Genomic DNA, 4,141 nt, shown 5'->3' on the forward strand with positions numbered 1-4,141 from the left:
AGTCGCTCGACCAGGTCCTCGCCCTCGACGTACACGAGGTCGTTTCGGCGGGCGTAGTCGCGGGCGGCGGCGGGCGAACGCGCCTCCCCCGTCTCGTCGTCGAGCATCTCGCAGACGACGACGGCGGGCGGACGGTCCACCGCGGCGGCGAGAGCGAGGCCGAGTTCGGTGTGGCCCTGTCGGTCGGCCAGCAACTCGGGGGCGCCGCGGAGGAGGTTGACGTGGCCGGGCGAGCGGAACTCGGCGGCGAAGTCGTCGGCACCGTAGTCGCCCGCGAGCGCCCGTTCTGCGGCCGTGCTCAGTTCCGAGATGGTGAGCGCGCGGTCCTCGTCCGTGATGCCGGTGAACGTGTCGCGGTGGTTCACCGGCAGAGAGAACGACGACCGGTCGTCGTACGCCAACTGGTGGTCGACGGCCGTCGGATGGTCGATGACGTCGTCGAGGAACGGCAGGTCGAGGGCGTCGCTCACCGCGTCGGAGAGGGCGACGCAGACGAGGCCGCCCGCGTCGTTGCGGAGACGGGCCACGTCCGCCGGTCCGACGGCGCCCGCGGGGTAGACGATGTCCGTCTCGCCCTCCCTGTCGTCGAAGTCGTGGACGAGGACGGGTTCGCCGGCGCGGAACGCCGCGAGGGCGCGCGAGAGGGCGTCGTCGGTTCGCTGCGCCATCTACACCGCCTCCACGACGACGGTCACGTCGTCGCCGTCGTCCAGTCCCAGTTCGTCTCGGAGTTTCTCGGGGGCGATTATCTCCACCTGCGACTCGTCGTGGTGGGTGCGTTCGGGGACGATGATGTGCGCCGTCTCGAACGACTGGCCCGCGTGGCGGACCGTCGCGGCGTAGCACGTCGCCGGACCGAACGTCCGGTCCTCGTCCTCCCAGCCATCGATGGGGACGGCCTCCAGCGACGCCATCGCGGCGCGGGCGCGGACGCTCTCCTCGGTGAGTTCGACGTTGAGCGTGCCGGCGAACGGTTCGTAGCCGAGGCGTTCCTCGAACTGCGCCTGGTACCCCGGCAGCGAGATGTAGTGACGACCCTCGCCCATCCCGCTGGTGACGGTGCCGGTGAGTTCGACGCTGTCGGCGCTCTCCGACTCGAAGATGCGGCGGTAGTCGGCGTACTCGCGGTGGAGTGCCGCCTCGCCGCTCTCGGTGAGCGAGACCCACTGGCCGTCCGACACCACGTCGCGTTCCACGTACCCCGCCTCGTCCAGTCGCTGGAGGCGGCGCGAGGCGGTCTGCGTCGACGCCGCGAGACGGTCGGCGAGCCCGGAGCAGGAGACTTTCACGGGGCCGGTTCGACCGCCCTCCAGGGCGACGAACTTCAGCGCGGCCAGTTCGTCGTACCCGACGGTGGCCTGTGCCGATTCTGACATCACTCACAGTTCGGAGTAAACACGGATAAGCGTACCGGATGTGAGATGCATCCCAGAATTGAGATAGCGGCGACGGAGCGAGCGGAACCCTCGGTTCGGTTCGGAATTCGGACGGTTCCGGGGTAACTGTGTCGGTCGCGGCACCGCCGCCCGAACGGCGCTGACGGCGTTCGGAAAGGCCTTTAGCCGCACCTCCTGAATGGCGGGTATGTTCAGAGCACTCCGTTCGGAGGTCGAGGACGCGGTGGAAACCGCGCTCTCTTCGCTCGACCTGCCGACCGACGACCTCGGCGTCGAAGAACCGCCGGAGGACGTGCCAGCGATACTCGCCTCCAGCGTCGCCTTCCGTCTGGCCGGCGAGGTGGGCGCGCCGCCGCCGAAGGTGGCCGTGGACATCGCCGAGGAGATAGACGCGACACCGTACGACTACCTCGAATCGGCCGAACCGCAGGGTCCCTACGTGAACTTCTTCGTGAGCGACGCCTACTACGCCGAGACCCTCGAAGCGGGCCGCGAGGAGGCGTACGGCCACCTGCCGGACACCGGTAAGGACGTGGTCGTCGAGCACACCTCCGCGAACCCGACGGGACCGGTCCACGTCGGCCGGGCGCGCAACCCCATCCTCGGCGACGCCATCGCGCGCGTGTTGGAGTTCGCCGGCAACGACGTGGAGCGACACTACTACGTCAACGACGCCGGCCGACAGGTCGCCGTGTTCACGTGGGCGCACGAGACGTTCGACGAGTCCGACCTCCCGGAACCGGAACGCGACCGCTCGGACTACGAACTCGTCCGCTACTACCGCAAGGGCAACGCGTACCTCGAAGAAGCCGACGACGAGGACCTCGCCGCCGCCGAGGCGGAGATAGCCGAGATAATGCAGGGGCTGGAGGCCGGCGACGAGGAGACGTACGAACGCGTCGCCGTCGTCGTCGATCAGGTCCTCGGCGGGATGCGGCAGTCGCTGGAACGCCTCCCGGCGGAGTTCGACGAGTTCGTCAAGGAGACGACGTTCATCCGCAACGGCGACGCCGACGGCGTGGTCGACCGCCTGCAGGACACCGAGCACGCCGTCTACGAGGAGGACGCCTGGCAACTCGACCTCTCGGCGTTCGGCTTCGAGAAGAACCTCGTCTTCCTCCGGTCCGACGGGACGACGCTCTACACGACGCGCGACTTGGCCCACCACGAGTGGAAGTTCGAGGAGTACGACGAGGCCGTCACCGTCCTCGGCGAGGACCACAAACTGCAGGCCGAGCAGTTGAACGCGGCGCTGGAGATTCTGGGCAACGACACCGACCAACTCCGGCAGACGTTCTACTCGTGGGTCAACCTCCCCGAGGGCGGGATGTCCACCCGGAAGGGGACGGGCGTGGACTTGGACGACCTGCTGGACGAGTCCGTCGCCCGCGCCCGCGAAGAGGTCGAGGACCGTCTGGACTCGCGCATCCGCGACGACGAACTGGACGAGGAGGACATCGACCGTATCGCCCGGCAGGTCGGCATCGGGGCCGTCCGCTACGACATCGTCTCGAAACAGCCCACGAAGGGTATCACGTTCGAGTGGGAACGCGCCCTCGACTTCGAGGCGCAGTCCGCGCCGTACGTGCAGTACGTCCACGCGCGCTGTTGCGGCATCCAGAGCGAAGCCGAGGCCGCGGGCATCGAACCGTCGACGGACGTCTCACTCCTCGACACCGAGGCCGAACGGGACCTGATTCGCGTCGTCGCCCGCTTCCCGGCGACGGTCGAACGGGCCGCCGACGACCTGGAACCGCACGTGGTCGCGACGTACGTCCGGGAGTTCGCGGAGACGTTCAACACGTTCTACCGCGAGTGTTCGGTCCTCAACGCCGACGACGACGCCGTCGCCGCCGCGCGCCTCGGACTCGTGGAGGCCGCCCGACACACGGTGGCGAACGCGCTCTACACGCTCGGCATCGAAGCGCCCGAGTCGATGTAGACGGCAGCGGTCACGCGCGCCAGTCGTCCGCGCGGTGCCGCGCGTCCGTCTCAGAGGAGAGGTAGCAACGCGCCCGCGCCGGAGGAGACGAGCGACCCGCCGACAGCCAAGACGATTCCTGCGCCCGCACCGAGTGCGAGGAGGACGAACAGAAGTATCCACCAGAACGGGACGTTCGAGCCAGAGTCAGCCATACCGACGACTCCTCACAGACGAGTAAAAGAACTTCTCCTTTCGCGGCGTCGTGCGACCGCTCAGCCGAGGAAGCGGCCGAACAGCCCCTTCTTCTCCTCCTTCTCCTCGGGTTCGTCCTGCGCGTCCGCCAGCGAGGTGGTGTAGACGCCCTCCTCGCCGTCGTTCTGCTCCCCGTCCGCGTCGTCCGTCTCGGCCTCGTCCCCGTCGGTGTCGTCGGCGTCGGTCGCGTCTTCGTCGTCGTCGGTCACGTCTTCGTCGGCGTCGGTCACCTCGGCGTCGTCGCCGCCGTCGGCGTCACCCGGTTCGGCCGTCTCGATGAGGGGGTCGTCGTCCGCCGGTTCGTCAGCGGCCGGTTCGTCCGCGGCCGGTCCGTCGGCGGAGATGCCGCCCACCGCGCCCGTCTGGACGAGGGGTTCGTCCGCGGCGTCCGCGTCCGGGGCCGGGTCGGGGTCGTCCCCCGACACGCCGCCGACTTCGACGAGTGGGTCCGCGTCGGGCGAGGGAGCCGACCCGGCGTCCGAATCGGCCGTCGGGTCGGCCAGCGGGTCGTCGGCCCCCGTCGCCTCCTCGTCGGCCGTCTCCCCGTCCGCCGTCGCGGCGGCGACTG

At 69.3% G+C, this 4,141-nt stretch carries 4 protein-coding genes and 1 pseudogene; 1 reads left to right on the top strand and 4 read right to left on the bottom strand.

Annotated elements, in window-relative coordinates; all coding sequences use genetic code 11:
• Positions 1–668, bottom strand: a 668-nt coding sequence (ribB, locus tag GJ632_RS20020; protein WP_191453853.1) for a 3,4-dihydroxy-2-butanone-4-phosphate synthase, incomplete at its 3' end; no start/stop codon positions are given.
• A complete protein-coding gene (locus GJ632_RS20025) occupies positions 669–1,376 on the bottom strand; it encodes a DUF120 domain-containing protein (protein WP_191453854.1) in 708 nt (235 codons plus the stop codon).
• 208 nt (positions 1,377–1,584) lie between these two features.
• On the opposite strand from GJ632_RS20025, the gene argS reads away from it, so the two are divergent.
• Complete coding sequence (gene argS, locus GJ632_RS20030; RefSeq protein ID WP_191453855.1) at positions 1,585–3,339, top strand: arginine--tRNA ligase; 1,755 nt, start codon at positions 1,585–1,587, stop codon at positions 3,337–3,339.
• A 50-nt stretch (positions 3,340–3,389) separates the two neighbouring features.
• Here argS and GJ632_RS22535 read toward each other — a convergent pair whose 3' ends face one another.
• Complete coding sequence (locus GJ632_RS22535; protein WP_177232513.1) at positions 3,390–3,533, bottom strand: hypothetical protein; 144 nt, start codon at positions 3,531–3,533, stop codon at positions 3,390–3,392.
• 60 nt (positions 3,534–3,593) lie between these two features.
• Positions 3,594–4,141, bottom strand: a pseudogene (locus tag GJ632_RS22540) (chromosome partitioning protein); the annotation flags it as partial.

Origin of the sequence: Halogeometricum sp. CBA1124, assembly GCF_009741955.1 — an archaeon.
Lineage (GTDB): Archaea > Halobacteriota > Halobacteria > Halobacteriales > Haloferacaceae > Halogeometricum > Halogeometricum rufum.

Bases quoted from the DNA above. Each gene is read 5' to 3' on its own strand.
- GJ632_RS20025 (WP_191453854.1), bottom strand. From the start codon at position 1,376: ATGTCAGAATCGGCACAGGCCACCGTCGGGTACGACGAACTGGCCGCG.
- argS (WP_191453855.1), top strand. From the start codon at position 1,585: ATGTTCAGAGCACTCCGTTCGGAGGTCGAGGACGCGGTGGAAACCGCG.
- GJ632_RS22535 (WP_177232513.1), bottom strand. From the start codon at position 3,533: ATGGCTGACTCTGGCTCGAACGTCCCGTTCTGGTGGATACTTCTGTTC.